This is a genomic window from Streptomyces sp. NPDC001933 (genome assembly GCF_042890955.1).
Taxonomy (GTDB): Bacteria; Actinomycetota; Actinomycetes; order Streptomycetales; family Streptomycetaceae; genus Streptomyces.
The window spans coordinates 1-12699 of record NZ_JBIASS010000062.1; the positions used below are offsets into that span (position 1 = coordinate 1).

At 67.5% G+C, this 12699-nt stretch carries 15 protein-coding genes; 6 read left to right on the forward strand and 9 right to left on the reverse strand.

The window, feature by feature from the left end; genetic code table 11:
• Positions 1-237 (forward strand): DUF6221 family protein (locus ACFYY7_RS43920; RefSeq protein ID WP_388671612.1); only part of this gene is annotated, 237 nt, incomplete at its 5' end.
• A 79-nt stretch (positions 238-316) separates the two neighbouring features.
• On the opposite strand, the gene ACFYY7_RS43925 is transcribed toward ACFYY7_RS43920, so the two are convergent.
• Positions 317-1258 carry an alpha/beta fold hydrolase gene (locus ACFYY7_RS43925; RefSeq protein ID WP_388671615.1) on the reverse strand — a complete coding sequence of 314 codons (942 nt, stop codon included), beginning with the start codon at positions 1256-1258 and terminating at the stop codon, positions 317-319.
• A gap of 116 nt (positions 1259-1374) precedes the next feature.
• On the opposite strand from ACFYY7_RS43925, the gene ACFYY7_RS43930 reads away from it, so the two are divergent.
• Entirely contained in the window at positions 1375-2355 is a 981-nt protein-coding gene (locus ACFYY7_RS43930; protein WP_388671654.1) for a helix-turn-helix transcriptional regulator, read from the forward strand.
• A 329-nt stretch (positions 2356-2684) separates the two neighbouring features.
• Here the strand turns inward: ACFYY7_RS43930 and ACFYY7_RS43935 are convergent, their stop codons facing one another.
• Positions 2685-3266 carry a YdeI family protein gene (locus tag ACFYY7_RS43935; RefSeq protein ID WP_388671618.1) on the reverse strand — a complete coding sequence of 194 codons (582 nt, stop codon included), beginning with the start codon at positions 3264-3266 and terminating at the stop codon, positions 2685-2687.
• A gap of 1118 nt (positions 3267-4384) precedes the next feature.
• On the opposite strand from ACFYY7_RS43935, the gene ACFYY7_RS43940 reads away from it, so the two are divergent.
• Positions 4385-4714: a DUF6233 domain-containing protein gene (locus ACFYY7_RS43940; protein WP_388671621.1), complete on the forward strand. Its 330-nt coding sequence runs from the start codon at positions 4385-4387 to the stop codon at positions 4712-4714.
• Between the two features lie 56 nt (positions 4715-4770).
• Positions 4771-5649, forward strand: a complete 879-nt coding sequence (locus ACFYY7_RS43945; RefSeq protein WP_388671624.1) for a hypothetical protein — start codon at positions 4771-4773, stop codon at positions 5647-5649.
• Between the two features lie 53 nt (positions 5650-5702).
• On the opposite strand, the gene ACFYY7_RS43950 is transcribed toward ACFYY7_RS43945, so the two are convergent.
• A complete protein-coding gene (locus ACFYY7_RS43950; RefSeq protein WP_388671627.1) occupies positions 5703-5861 on the reverse strand; it encodes a hypothetical protein in 159 nt (52 codons plus the stop codon).
• A 50-nt stretch (positions 5862-5911) separates the two neighbouring features.
• Here ACFYY7_RS43950 and ACFYY7_RS43955 point away from each other — a divergent pair, with 50 nt between their 5' ends.
• Entirely contained in the window at positions 5912-6694 is a 783-nt protein-coding gene (locus tag ACFYY7_RS43955) for a hypothetical protein (protein WP_388671630.1), read from the forward strand.
• Complete coding sequence (locus ACFYY7_RS43960; RefSeq protein ID WP_388671633.1) at positions 6676-7182, forward strand: RNA-guided endonuclease InsQ/TnpB family protein; 507 nt, start codon at positions 6676-6678, stop codon at positions 7180-7182. The genes ACFYY7_RS43955 and ACFYY7_RS43960 overlap by 19 nt, the downstream gene beginning before the upstream one ends.
• A gap of 414 nt (positions 7183-7596) precedes the next feature.
• Here ACFYY7_RS43960 and ACFYY7_RS43965 read toward each other — a convergent pair whose 3' ends face one another.
• The 6 genes from ACFYY7_RS43965 to ACFYY7_RS43990 form a co-directional block, all read right to left on the reverse strand.
• Positions 7597-7857 (reverse strand): helicase associated domain-containing protein, encoded by a 261-nt coding sequence (locus ACFYY7_RS43965; RefSeq protein WP_388671636.1) that lies wholly within the window; start codon positions 7855-7857, stop codon positions 7597-7599.
• Positions 7854-8795, reverse strand: coding sequence for a helicase associated domain-containing protein (locus ACFYY7_RS43970; RefSeq protein WP_388671639.1), 942 nt, complete (start codon positions 8793-8795; stop codon positions 7854-7856). The genes ACFYY7_RS43965 and ACFYY7_RS43970 overlap by 4 nt, the downstream gene beginning before the upstream one ends.
• A gap of 61 nt (positions 8796-8856) precedes the next feature.
• Positions 8857-11046, reverse strand: coding sequence for a tetratricopeptide repeat protein (locus tag ACFYY7_RS43975; RefSeq protein ID WP_388671642.1), 2190 nt, complete (start codon positions 11044-11046; stop codon positions 8857-8859).
• An 8-nt stretch (positions 11047-11054) separates the two neighbouring features.
• The gene (locus tag ACFYY7_RS43980) at positions 11055-11495 is read right to left on the reverse strand and encodes a hypothetical protein (protein ID WP_388671645.1); all 441 of its coding nucleotides are present in this window, start codon (positions 11493-11495) and stop codon (positions 11055-11057) included.
• Positions 11496-11773: 278 nt separating this feature from the next.
• Positions 11774-12043, reverse strand: a complete 270-nt coding sequence (locus tag ACFYY7_RS43985) for a hypothetical protein (protein WP_388671648.1) — start codon at positions 12041-12043, stop codon at positions 11774-11776.
• 108 nt (positions 12044-12151) lie between these two features.
• Positions 12152-12358 carry a hypothetical protein gene (locus tag ACFYY7_RS43990; RefSeq protein WP_388671651.1) on the reverse strand — a complete coding sequence of 69 codons (207 nt, stop codon included), beginning with the start codon at positions 12356-12358 and terminating at the stop codon, positions 12152-12154.
• Positions 12359-12699: the final 341 nt, after the last annotated feature.

The window sequence follows — 12699 nt, forward strand, 5'->3', positions numbered from 1 at the left end:
TGCGGGGAGTGGTCTGCCCACGGACACACGGTCGACTTCTGCCAGGTTGACCTCTCCGGTTTCCACCCCACGATTGCTCTGCATGTGGCTCTGCACGACCCGGCCCGCGTCCTGCGCGAGGTCGAGGCCAAGCGGCGCATCCTGGCCCGTCATGCCCGCGATCCCTGGCCGTGCCACGACTTGCGTGACCTTGCTTCGCCCTACACCGACCATCCCGACTTCCCCGCCCGGGCCTGAACCAGCGCAGCTGACAAGCAGAGCGCCCGACAAGCCTGAACCGAGCCTCGCTCACTGAAGATCATTTACGGGACAGCTCTTAGCCCTGCCGTTCCAGCCATTCTGAAATCACCTGGTTGGTTTCTTCTGGCATTTCCTCCTGGATCCAGTGACCGCAGTCCAGGCCGACCACTTCCACGTTGGGCACGAACTCTGCCAGTTTTTCGAACCTCGGGATCGCGAAGTCCTGGTCGCCGTAGATCATGAGGGCGGGCTGCTTGATGATCGGGTCCGCGTCCGCCAGCTTGTGCCAGTTGCGGTCGAGGTTCCTGTACCAGTTGATGCCGCCCGTGAATCCCGACGTCTCGAACGCGGAGACGTAGACGGCCAGGTCGCTGTCGCTCATGACGGGCTCACCGAGTGGTGTTTCCGCCTTGGCGAGGTTGATAAATGCCATGCCCGGCTCAGGGGGTGCAGGGGGCACGTTCTTCCGGTAGAGGTTGCGGATGAACTGGGAGGTATTGGCATCGAACACGGCGTCCGCGACGCCCGGCTGCCGGTTGAAGTGGACGAAGTAGAAGTCACCGCCGAGGAAGGTTTCCATGACCTCGATCCACGGCGTTTCTCCGCGCTCCTGGTAAGGCAGGCTCAGGTTGATCAGCTTGTTCACCCGGTCGGGGTGCAGCAGGGCCAGTCCCCAGACGACGAACGCACCCCAGTCATGGCCGACGAAGGCGGCGTCCTCGTAGCCATAGTGGTCCAGGAGCGCGACGAGGTCACCCGTCAGGTGTTCGATGTCGTAGTCCGTCACCTCGGTCGGGCGGGATGAGTTGCCATAACCCCGCTGGTTCGGTGCGATGACGTGGTAGCCAGCCGCTGCGAGGACGGGCATCAGGTGACGCCAGGAGAAGGCGTGCTCCGGCCAGCCGTGGCAGAGCACGATGGGCTTTCCCTTGTTTTCCCGGCCTGCCTCGAAGACTTCGAGCTCCACACCGTTGACCTGGATCAGGGTGGGCTCGGGAAATTCTGCTGGATTGATCACTGCTTTTCCTCTTTGGGGGCGTTCGCTGGCGGTCGACCTCCTCGATGAGGTCATGTCGCCAGCTTGCTCCCCAAACCGGTCACCTCATGACCGGTTTTTATGAGAGTTTTGTCAGTATGCGATCCGATCGGCTGGTGGCCATACTCCTCTTGCTCCAACGGCGCGAGCAGGTGACAGCCGCAGAGGTCTCCCGAGAGCTGGACGTCTCCGAGCGCACCGCCCGCCGTGACCTCGACGCCCTGGCCATGGCCGGGGTGCCCGTGTACTCCGTACAGGGCCGAGGCGGCGGCTGGCGCCTCGTGGGCGGCGCTCGTACCGACCTGTCCGGGTTGACCGCCAGTGAGGCACGCGCCCTGTTCCTGGCTGTCGGTCCGGCCTCGGATGCGACGCCGGCGATGAAAGCAGCTCTGCGCAAGCTCGTCCATGCTCTACCGAAACCCTTCCAGGTGCAGGCCGAGGCAGCAGCGTCGTCGCTGGTCGTAGACCCGCAGCGATGGGGGGCGAGCCGGATCGAGCACCGGCCGCCTCGCTTCCTCGACGAACTCCAGGACGCGGTGATCAGCGGCGTCCAGGTATCGCTCGGCTACGTCGACAGCAAAGGCGTCGAAACCCGGAGAACCGTCCACCCGCTGGGCATCGTCGCCAAAGGTCCTGCATGGTACCTCGTCTCCAACACCGAGACCGGCCGACGGATCTTCCGGATCGACCGCGTGTCGTCCGCCGACCCGACCGGCGACCCTGTGCACCGACCCGGGGACTTCGACCTTGCCGAGAGCTGGAATGAGATCGCCAAAGAGGTCGATCGCAAACGAACGCCGCTGGAGGTCCAGGCGGTATGCACACCCGACGGGATAGGCATACTCCGGATGGCGCTCGGCGACCGGCTCGACGTGGGAGGTCCCACGACCGACGGCCGCATCGAGGTCGTGATCCGCGGCCCCAATGAGTACATCCTCGCCGGCGAGCTCTCCGGGCTGGTCGAATGGGTCGAGGTGACCGGCCCTCCGGGGCTCCGAGACCGCCTGGCCTCGATCGGCAACGCCCTCGTCCAACGATACGGCCAGCCGCGCACCAGCGGAGACCTTCACCCTTCATGAAGCGGACGAGGCAGGGCTTCGAGAACAGTTCCGCTCAATAGCGTGGGGGTGTCCGTTCCGGCAGACGCCCGGTCACGAGTCGGCGGGTCCCCCGGCTGGCTCGCTGCGGGTGGACCGTCTCGTGCCGGGCCAGCATCGCCACGCACTCGGCGCACTTCCGGGGTCGAGGTCGCGACGGGCGGTGCAGGTTGTGGCGGCGGCTGGCGCCTCGTAGGCGGCGCTGTCGATCACGGGCCGTGGGCCATGGGCGGCTAAAGGCCAGCCCGAGGGGTTCCCGGAACGGCAGGTCCCGCGCTGGACGGCCGAGCTGGAGGACTACGCGATCGCGCTCAGCCTGTTACAGCGGGCCCCCAGGTTCCCGGCCGCCGGAACGGCTTGAGCCGCACCCCCTCCAGGCTGTCGGCGATCAGCTGGTCCAACCGCCGCTCCCGAGTCTCGTCCCGCTTGGCACTGATCACATGGTGGATGGCCGACTTGCGGTAGGACGGCGCCTGCCCGCTGAACCACTCCCACGCCCGCGGCTCGGCTTGGAAACGAGCCAGCTGCGCCACCTCGAACTCCCAGACCTTCTCCTCGCGGTCCCGGTCACGGGCTTCGAACAACGCGATGCCGGCCGGCCGCATGAGCCCCTGGGCAGTCAGCTCCTCGATCTTGCGGAGGTTGACCTGGCTCCAGTTGCTGCGCGGCCTGCGCGGGGTGAACCGGATCGTCCAGGAGAAGTCGTCGATCGGGCTCTGCCGGCCGTCGATCCAGCCGTAGCACAGGGCCTGGTCGACCGCCTCCGACCAGCTCAAGGTGGGCTTGCCCGTTCCCTTCTTCCACATGCCCACCCGGCATTCGGAGGCAGTCGCGTGGTGCTCCTCCAGCCAGTCCCGGAACTCCTCAGGACTTGAGAAGAAGATTGGCTCCATGCGTGCTGCTCCCGTCGGTCGTCTCGTCGGTTCCATTGAACCTGGCGGGTACGACAATCCGAGAGTCTCACCGCGCCGCCCAGGATCTGCCCCGGGGTGTCATCACCCTGACGGCAGGCAACCACAGAGTCGAGCGAGCCAGACACCGTTCACGGCGGCTCCGCCGAGACCGCGTCATCGAAGGCCGGCTGCTGCGGCAGGAAACTAAAAGTGACGCGTGAAGCGACTCGCCGTACGGGTGGCCCTGCGGTCCTCGCGCAAGCGCTCCGGTCCTCGGGGGCCTCGGCGAGGGCGACGCCGTAACCGCAGGCGGGGACAGGCTCCTGTCGAAGGCGGCGAGGCGTGGCCGATGCCCGTTGTGGTGGACGTGGCCTCCGCAGGAGGTCCGTCACGCATCTGCCCAGTGGGGGCTGACGTTCCGTGGCTGATGTTCCATCAGTAGCCCGTGGTCGCTCACGGATCGGTCACCCATGCGTAGGGAATTGCTTCGGGTGCCCGGCAGCCGCCCCGAACCCCCGGACCAGGGCGACTTGCCTTCAGTGTGCGCATTCGGGCCTGGCCGTCGCAGCGCCTGTGCTCCACACCGTTCGGAGCAGTCGGTCTTCCAGGACCCCGGTGTTCGAGGTGCGTCGGAAGCGTCGACCGAGATGTGTCGGGGCGACAGGGTGCGGGACTGGGCCGAGGGCGGCCCAGTCAGACCTGATGGTGCCCGTTTTGCGCGGTTTCGGCGCGTCGTTCGCATCCGATATTCGAACAGACGTACCCTTGGGGCGTGCCGAAAACCTTCCCCTTCCCGCAAGACCTCCTCGATGCCCAGGTCGCCCTCGACGAGACCCGTGCCGCGTCCGAGGAACACGCCAAGACCTTGCCGTGGTCGGCAGAGCCGATGCCCGGGTGGGAGGGAGACAAGCAGCTGCACTCCTCCTACCGGTCCCACAAGGAGGACTCTCCGGGTACACGGAGGAGCAGGCCGCAGAGACTGTCCGCTTCAGGGCCCGGCTGCTGGAGCTCAGCATCGCCGTGTCCACGCATCCTTTCTGGGATTCCGTCGACGTAGGCGACCGTGTCGAGGCCCGCATGGCGCTCAAGCACGCCCACGAGCCGGCCGAGGCGTAGCCATGTCCGGCGGCATATCCGACCTGGACAAGAACCGGACGCTGGAGCAGTGGCTGGAGTGGCAGCTGCGTCAGGTCCGGGGCCGGATCCGGGAGCTGGAGATCAAGGAGCAGCAGGAGCGGCGGCGTCGGGAGCAGGCGCATGCCGCGCTGCGGTGGAAGATCCAGCCGCAGCGGTCGTCGTCGGCGGCTCTGGTGCATCGCGGGGACTGTGCCCTGTATCCGGTCGAGGGCGGTTTCCTCGATCGTGAGGAGGCGGTGATTGCTTTGGCGGAGCCTGACATCGAGGCGTGCCAGATCTGCAAGCCCGAGACGGGGCTCGTCGACGGGTAGGGCCGTACGGACCGCCCGGCGCGCCTCGCGGGCGCCGGGCTCGCAGGATCGGTTCCGTGGAGTTCCCGACCAAGGTGGCACTGGCCCAGGCCGTCCTGGTCCTGCCCGAGGGGCCGGGCTGGTGGTACGAGCCCAAGTACGACGGCCACCGGACTGTGCTGCGTCGTGCCGATGAGACCGTCGTGTTGTACGCCCGGTCGGGCAGGGCCGTTACCCAGCACTGGATGGACCTGGCCGTCGCCGGCATGGAACTGCGCCCCGGCACGGTTCTGGACGGCGAGGCCGTGATCTGGCGGGACGGCCGGCTCGACTTCGCGGCCGCGCAGTCGCGGGCTGCGTCGTCCGTGACCCGGGCCCGCGCTCTGGCGGCCCGGTATCCGGCGTCGTACGTCTGCTGGGATGTTCTGCAGCACCCGGACCCGGCGATCGGCGACTGCCGACACCTGCCGTACACCGAGCGCCGCGCCTTCCTCCTGGAGCTCCTCGCCGATGTCGGGCCGCCTATCCAGGTCACCCCGGCGACCGACGACCGGGAGGTCGCCGTGCTCTGGTACGAAGCCCTGCGTGAGCAGGGCATCGAGGGCATCGTCTGCAAACGCGGCAGTGCCGGCTACCCGTCGGGGCGGCGACGGTGGTTGAAGGTCCGGCACGCGGACACGGTCGATGCCCTGGTGCTGGGGTTCACCGGCCCCCGGCTCAGACCACACCATCTGGTCCTGGCGGTGGGGGACGAGGGCGGGCCGGCCAGAGTGTCCGCACGCCTGGAGCCGGTGCTCGCTGCTCGTGTCGGTGAGGCGTTGAGCGCTGCGGCGGTGGTGGTGGGGGAGCGGCGGGCGGAGGGCGAGCCGTATACACGAGTGGAGACGGACCTGGTCGTGGAGGTGCTGGCCGGGTCCGGCCAGCACGGCACCCTCACCGTGATCCGGATGCGGTGAGGATCCCGTTCCTGACTTGCCAGGTTGGTCGCTCACTTCGCATCCTGCGTCTGCTACACCGGCCGCTCATCCTCCTCGGCCGGTGTGAACTTGGGGGCATTCTCCAGGACCCACTGCTGTACAGGCAGGAGCTGCTCCCACCCGAACCGCTGCGCGTGCTCGGAGTGCTCAAGGTCGCTACCGCCGACCAGATACAGCGGCCAGCTTCGCACTGCAGCTGCTCCGGCCGCAGCGGCCGTGAGGGTTCAACTTCGCGCTCGGGATGAAGACGGCTGTCTACGAGCGCTGGTGCCGTGGCCGTGACCGGCTGGTCGCCGAAGGCATGGACAAGGCGGAGGCCAACAAGAAGGCACCGAAGGTCCGTGTGCCGAACCGGAACCGGACTCAGGCCTACTGGCGCGAGACCCGCGGCCAGGGATTCATCGGCCCGCTGCGCGAAGGACAGGAACCCCGCCAGCCCTTCGCCTGGTGGGAAGGCGTCAACAACCGCGCCTACTACACCGCGTTCGAGGACGCCGACACGGCGTGGAAGAACTGGCTCGACTCCCTGGCCGGCCGCCGGCCGCCCATGGGTTTTCCCCGTTTCAAGCGCCGCGGCGCCACACGTGAGTCCTTCCGCATCGTCCACAGCCTGAAGAACCCCGACATACGCTTCGAGGGCCCCCGGCGCCTGCGAATACCGGGCGGCGGCGGACAACCGGCATTCACCGTCCGCCTCCACCAGTCACCACGCCAGCTGACCCGGCTCATCGACTCCGGCCACGCGACCATCACCAGCCTGACCGTCTCCCGGCACGGACACCGCTGGCACGCCTCCGTCCTGGCCAGGGTCGAAAAGGAACTGCCCGAACGCCCCACCCGCCGCCAGCAGGCCGCCGGCCGGATCGGGGTAGACCTGGGAGTGAAAACCGCACTCACCCTCTCCGACCCCCTCACCCTCCAGCAAGGACAAACCCCCGTCCTGGCCGTGGAAAACCCACAACTCCTCAAGAACACCGCACGCAAACTCGCCCGCGCCCAACGGACATGGCACGCCGCTTCGTGAAAGGCGCCGCACAGCAGTCCAAGGGCTACGAAGAAGCGAAAGCGAAAGTGGCCAAACTCCAAGCCCTGCTCTCCGCCCGGCGCGCCACCGCTCAGCACCTGGTGACCAAACGACTGGTCGAGCAGTACGCCGAGATCGCGCTGGAGAGCCTCAACACCAAGGGCATGACCCGCTCGGCCAAGGGCACCGCCGACAAGCCCGGCAAGAACGTCCGCCAAAAGGCAGGCCTCAACCGGGCCATCCTCGACGTCGGCTTCGCAGAGATCAACCGACAGATCGAGTACAAGGCCCGCTGGCACGCCGTCACCATCGCCCGTGTCCCTACCTTCTTCCCTTCGTCGAAGAGTTGCCACCAGTGCGGCTGGATCGACACCGGCCAGACCCTGGCCGACCGTGTGTTCCACTGCCAGGGCTGCGGTATGGTCATCGACCGGGACGCGAACGCGGCCCGCAACATCAAGAACCATGCAACACCCGTCCGGCCCTAGGCCGGGCCAGTCCCCTGGAAAAGGGGCTGTAACGCCCGTGGACTGCAGAAGTCCCCAGAGCTCGCAAGGGTTCCGGGGCAGCAGGGCGAAGCGGGAAGACCCTTCGGGTCACCCTGGGAGGGCAACCTCCCAGCCGTCCTCACATATCCATAGCGCGTACATATGCGAGCAATGCCGGGATCCTCGGAAGTGGTTGAAAGACTGCCACCGGGCCGGTAACTACGCAGGTCGACGAGGGTGCACCCCGTACGCGCGGGGACGGTCCCGGGTTCACCTCGTTCTCGTGGTCGGGTACCGCGTGCACCCCGTACGCGCGGGGACGCCGCCTTCCCTGAGTGAAGCTCGACAACTTCAAGCCGCGAGAAGGGCCCGGATCCCCATCGGATCAGGGCCCCTCCCGCGCTCTGTGCCCGTCTACCAGCGCATGCCGAGCTGATCGAGGTCGGTTCGGCGTTGTTTGGGGAGCTTGGCGGCGCGTTTGCGGACGTTGTCGAGCCAGGTGCCGAGCTTGACCACCACGGGTCCGTCAGTGCCGCCCTGACGGCCTGACAGCGCCTCTTCCGTCTCCAGGTGCTCGGCGTGCTTGCGGGGGACTATCAGGTGTCCTTCGCGGGCGTGGAACTGCCGTGCTGCCGTGAGGTTGAGGGTCCACATGGTGTCCTGCTTCCGCTTCACCGGCCGCTCCTCGTCCTCGGCCGGTGCGAGCTTGAGGGTGTTCTCCAGGATCCACTGCTGTGCAGCCAGGAGCTGTCCCACCCGAACCGCTGCGCCGCGACCCACCGTCCGAGGTCCTCGCCCTGGACCACGACATCGCCTGCAGGCTCCGGGAGGGTTCCGCCGGCCTGGACGTGGTTGTGGACGAGGCGGTAGCAGCGCTGCCACGCGGTGTCCCAGGCAGGGCACCACCCCGGATCGATCGCGTCAAGCTCATCCCGCCGTGCCTGGTTCATTACCCCGGCCGCCGAGGAGACGGGGAGGCCGGCCGCGCGGAGCTCCTCGTTCTCCCGCGCCCTGCGCGCCGCCGCGCGGGCGTTCTTCGCCCACACCCCGATCGGATGCCCGTCCCACACTGCGGTGGTCGGCGGGAGGAAGTGGCCGTGCACCGTGGCGTATTCCTTGGCGACGGCGATCCCGTCCGCCCAGGCCGCGTCCTGCTCGGACCACACCATGCCGAGTTTTTCCAGCTCGGCGACCCGTCCGGCTTCCAGTGTCCCGGTTGTGTAGGCGCGGCGTTGGTCGGCGATCCACTGCCCGAGCGGGTACCCACCGACCCCGCCCCAGTCCTCCGGGGTGACGACGGTGTACGGCACCCGCAGCACCCTGTTCCCGGTCTCGCGCAGCCACCGTCCGGCCGCCTCGATCCCGCGCCGCCAGTAGGCGTCCTCCGGGTCGATGACCCGCAGCCGCATGAACCGGGCCAGCACGGCGGAGTCGCGTTCCTCGCTGAACCGCAGCACTCCGGCCGCTGCCCTGCTCAGCACCACCGCCCAGCTTCCGTCCGCCAGGACATCCTTGGCGTCCTCGTGCTCGTGGTCCTGGTCGTGGCTGTCCTTCTGGCCGCTGCGGACTGTGCACCGAAACGTCCGGTCGGTGTGGGAACTGGCCCCCTGCACACCGACACCGCACCGGTCCGGACGACCAGCGACGAACAACCCGGCTGAGTCCGCCACATGTTCAGTCCTCGGCGGACTGCTGTGGTGGGGTGCCGTCCACATGGCCGCGCGAGGATTCTGCTTCTTCAGTGGCACCGGCCCGGGTGTAGGCGGTGGCGGAACGTTCCCATGCTTTCTTGATGCGCGCAGCGTCTGCACCAGCGGCTTTCAGTGTGGTGGCCAGCTCTTCCCATGCTTCGCCCGCACGGAACCAGTCGCCCTTATCGACCAGCATCGCCGTAGCCCGCTCACCGGCGTCGATGGCGTCGTCGAAGCGTCGCACTTCGCGCAGGTCGGTTCCGAGGTTGTTCCAGGCGGTGGCTTCGCTGTGGGTGTCGCTGGTCTGTTGGAACTGGGTGAGGGCTTTTTGGTGGGCGTCGATGGCGTCGTCGAAGCGTCGCACTTCGCGCAGGGCTGTTCCGAGGTCGTGCCAGGCGGTGGCTTCGCCGTGGGTTTCGCCGGTTTGTTGGTGGAGGATGAGGGCTTTTTGGTGGGCGTCGATGGATTCGTCGAAGCGCCGTACCTGCTGTAGGGCTGTTCCGAGGTTGTTCCAGGAGCCGGCTTCGCCGTGGGTGTCGTCGGTTTGTTGGTGGAGGGTGAGGGCTTTTTGGTGGGCGTCGATGGATTCGTCGAAGCGCCGTACCTGCTGTAGGGCTGTTCCGAGGTTGTTCCAGGCGCTGGCCTCGTTGAGGGTGTCTCCCCGCGCCCTACAGGCATCCAGTGCGAGGGAGCGGATCGTGACCAGGTCCTGCAGACGGCGACGGTTCGTCAGGTAGCGGCCGAGGCTGAATCCCAGCCTGATGGCAGTCTGCGTGGTGCCTTCGGCATGGGTGGTGGCGATTAGATTCTCACGTTCGGCATCCAACCATGCCAGTGCCTGCTCCCGGTCCGGGAACAGGGGAGCGACGGATGCGCGGCCAGCCTCGAGGTGGGTGTCGGCGGCTTCCGCGGTGCGTACGTAGTGGCCGGTGAGACGGGTGCGAGCCTGGTCGTAGCGGCGCCTGGAAGAACGCGAGCGTTCGCATTGAGCAGTGGCCTGTTCGTGAGCGTACTCGCGGAGCAGGTCATGCATCTGCCACCGGCCCCGGACGGAGCCACGTTCGATCAGGTGGGCGGCTGCCAGTTGCCCCAGCAGCTTCTCGGTAGCCACTTGAGACTGTTCGGTGAGGACGCCGACCGCAGTGGTGGAAATGTCCGGGCCCGGATTGAGAGACAGGAGACGAAACAGTTCAGCCTGCTGGAGGGACAGGCCCTCAAAGGACTGATCGAAGGTGGCACGCAAGCTCCGCTCCCCGTCGTCGATCCCCTCCAGGCGCCCGGCACACATGAGCCGTTCAGCACGCTCGGCCAACGGCTGGTCCGGATCACTGGCCAACAACCCAGCGGTGATCTGCAGTGCCAGCGGCAAACCCCCACAAGCCACCGCCACCTGCTGCGCCGCCTCCGGCTCCTCATCGACCCGGCGATCGTCGGGATCGTTGCGCCGCAGCGCCGCCCGCAGCAGAGCGACAGCATCCTCGGGCTGCAAGAAATGAACGGTACGCATACGGCCGAGGCCTGGAAGCGACCGGCGGGACGTAGCCAGCAGTCCATGGTGCCCCGGGGGCAGGAGAGGACGAACCTGATCGGCCCTGGAAACGTTGTCCGCGATCACGAGCAGCCGCTCCCCGTCACGCTCGCGCGCTGCGAGCTGTGAACGGTAGTGGGCTTCACGTTCCGCGCCGGGCGGCGGAAGGTGCTCGGGCCGTACGCCGAGCTCGCGCAGCAGTGCTTCGAGTGCGTCCTCGGCCTGGGAGGGTTGAGGGTCGTAGCCATGGAGGTTGACCAGCAGCACCCCGGTGAACCACCCCTGCTTGAACGCGGCGTGCCCGGCGGCGTGGACGAGGGTGGTCTTGCCTACCCCGCCCCATCCGGACAGCACCGCGTGTGCCGGCAGACCGTCCGTGCGCTCGGGATCGAGCACGCCGAGCAGGAAGTCGACGTCATCATCGCGACCGGTGAAATCCGCCGGAAGCGGAGGCAGCGAGTCCGTAGCGGTCGGCACCGGTGCGTACTGCTGCACGAACGTCTGCAGGGTGCCGCTGCCCTGGACCTGGCTGTGCTGGAAGTCAGCGCCACGGAAGTCGTTACTGACCCCGCCACCGGCCCGGGCCTTACCGCCCCCCTTTCCGCCCTTCTTGCCCTTGCGTTTCGTGTTGTTCTTGGCCCCCACGCGCTGTCCTACTTGTTGAAGTTGTTCGTCACCGTCATGGTCCCGCTACCCTGCACCTGACTGTGAGTGAAGGTCGCTCCCCGGAAGTCGTTGTGCACCGTATCGGTTGTCTGGGCGGCGGCGGCCTGAGCGACCAGTGCTTCCAACTCGGCGACGACCTGCACCTGCTCGGCCGCAGGCAGTCCTTCCAAGAGGGTCTCAAGGCGGGTCTGCCAGGCCGCAACCTGCGCGATCTGTACCCGCTCGCTCTCTTCCCCGTCCTGCGCAGCCTCCAGGACGGCCCGGGTCCGGTCCAGGCGTTCCAGCTCCGCCTGCTCGCGCCCCGCCTCCCCACGGCCGAACAGCCGGGCTACCGCCCCGCGGATCCCGTTCCATGCATCCGTACCCGCAGCCTGGACGATGGCGCCGCCACCTGCGGCAGCCGCAGCGATGAGACCTTCAACCAACATGCCATTCCCCCTACATCACTCAACAGAGCCATCAGCCTAAAGCCGTTCACCACCCCGCGAGGAACGGTTGACGCACCTTCACCCGGACATGGCCGAAACCGGAAAAGACGCACACCGGCCTGGCCGCACAGCTCGTCACGCGCCAGTCGAGTCCGAGGGCGGCGAGCTGCTGGAGGCTGTCGTGTGAGTCGTCGCTTCCTTGTCCCAGGTGGTTCTCGGTTGGCTGTCCGGTCCAAGAGCTGTCCCGTAACTGTGGCTGCGGGGCAGCCGCAGCCTCGTCAGGTGCTCGGGTTCCTCCATAGATGGCGTTCATCCAGGGTCCCGAACCGCACGTCTCCGCGTTCAAGGCCGACGAGGATGGGCCAGCAGTCCAGCAGCTGCTCTCTCACATCGCGCGAGGCGAGGTATTGCACGGAGTTGTAAGGCACGATCAGGAGCCCGTTGCTCACGCGGACTCGCTTCGTGTCGATGGCGAGCGGTGGCTCGCTATCGCGTTGGCTGCGTGCGAGAAACGTCACCGCGAGCTGCAGGGCTTCGTCCTGCTCCATCATCCGTCTCCCGTCCGTCGGATCGAAGAAGGCACCCTAACCGGCCTGGGATGATCTTCGCGCGGGCTGGTGTGATCACGGCGTCGGAACCGTCCTGGACAGCCCCGTTCACCGGGCTGACGACTTCATGAAGCTGGTGGGTCCGACGGTGGCGAGTCCGCGTGCGGCCGGGCGGTACGTGGTCGGGATGCCGATGTGGATGTGGGTGACCCGCTCGACGTCGTCGCACGGTCCCGCGACCGCGACGGCGGGCGGCGTCACGGTCACCGCGACCGCGCACGTGTCGACGATCCGGTGGAACATGGGCGACGGCACCACCATCACCTGCCATGGCCCCGGCACCCCGTACACCGCCGACCGCGGCAAGTCCCCGTCCCCGGACTGCGGCCACCGCTACACGCAGACCTCGGCCGGCCGCCCGGACAACCGCTACCAGGGCACCGCCACCGCGACCTGGACCGTCCAGTGGACCGCCCCCGCCCTCAACGACGGCGGCACGTTTACCGAGACCCGCGAGTACCGGTGTTGCGCGCACGATCTGACAGAGGTGTTCCCGCAAGCTCCGAAACGGGCCTCAGTCGCTCGAACGGCACAATTGCGCCCATGCCTGACTGGATGCCCTCGTGGGGCACAACCGCACTGATCTCGATCGCAAC

Bases quoted from the DNA above. Each gene is read 5' to 3' on its own strand.
- ACFYY7_RS43930 (WP_388671654.1), top strand. From the start codon at position 1,375: ATGCGATCCGATCGGCTGGTGGCCATACTCCTCTTGCTCCAACGGCGC.
- ACFYY7_RS43935 (WP_388671618.1), bottom strand. From the start codon at position 3,266: ATGGAGCCAATCTTCTTCTCAAGTCCTGAGGAGTTCCGGGACTGGCTG.
- ACFYY7_RS43940 (WP_388671621.1), top strand. From the start codon at position 4,385: ATGTCCGGCGGCATATCCGACCTGGACAAGAACCGGACGCTGGAGCAG.
- ACFYY7_RS43955 (WP_388671630.1), top strand. From the start codon at position 5,912: ATGAAGACGGCTGTCTACGAGCGCTGGTGCCGTGGCCGTGACCGGCTG.
- ACFYY7_RS43960 (WP_388671633.1), top strand. From the start codon at position 6,676: ATGGCACGCCGCTTCGTGAAAGGCGCCGCACAGCAGTCCAAGGGCTAC.
- ACFYY7_RS43980 (WP_388671645.1), bottom strand. From the start codon at position 11,495: ATGTTGGTTGAAGGTCTCATCGCTGCGGCTGCCGCAGGTGGCGGCGCC.
- ACFYY7_RS43985 (WP_388671648.1), bottom strand. From the start codon at position 12,043: ATGGAGCAGGACGAAGCCCTGCAGCTCGCGGTGACGTTTCTCGCACGC.